Annotated in this window: 1 protein-coding gene; it reads left to right on the forward strand. The window is 58.5% G+C overall.

Annotation, left to right across the window (positions count from 1 at the left end; genetic code table 11):
- A partial coding sequence (locus ACEWE8_RS26100; protein WP_395589452.1) for an IS30 family transposase occupies nucleotides 1–582 on the forward strand: 582 nt, incomplete at its 5' end.
- Nucleotides 583–609: the final 27 nt, after the last annotated feature.

Consider the following 609-nt stretch of genomic DNA (forward strand, 5'->3'; position numbering starts at 1 on the left):
CGTACTCGCAGCACTGCGCCAGCTCGGCGCGAGCGCTATCCAGCTGAACAGAATATTCGCTACCGGCCTGAAGAGGTCGAAGGTCGACAAGTGCCAGGTCATTGGGAAAGCGACCTGATCATGGGCGCGAACAATCGCTCGGCAGTAGCGACGATGGTCGAGCGCACGAGCCGTTTCGTGATCCTGGCCAAGTTGGATGCGCCCACCGCAGACGCCGCGCTAGAGGGGATGACGCGAGAACTTTCGCGGATGGCACCGGCGCTGCTGAAAACCATGACCCATGACCAAGGCAGCGAGATGGCCAAGCATCAAGAGCTGACAGCTCGTACGGGAATGAAGATCTACTTCGCTGACCCGCACAGCCCTTGGCAAAGAGGCAGCAACGAGAACACGAACGGCCTGCTCCGGCAGTACTTACCCAAGGGCACCGATTTGTCGCTGGTTAGCCAGGAGCGGCTGGACGAGATTGCCGACTTGCTCAACACCCGACCTCGTCAGACATTGGGCTGGAAATTCCCTGTTGAAGTGTTGACGGATCATCTGCAACTGCTGGCAACCAATCGGCTCAACATTATCAACTGACTGTTGCACTTGGAACCTGAGGCCGCC

The organism is Pseudomonas sp. TR47 (assembly GCF_044143025.1).
GTDB lineage: Bacteria > Pseudomonadota > Gammaproteobacteria > Pseudomonadales > Pseudomonadaceae > Aquipseudomonas > Aquipseudomonas putida_E.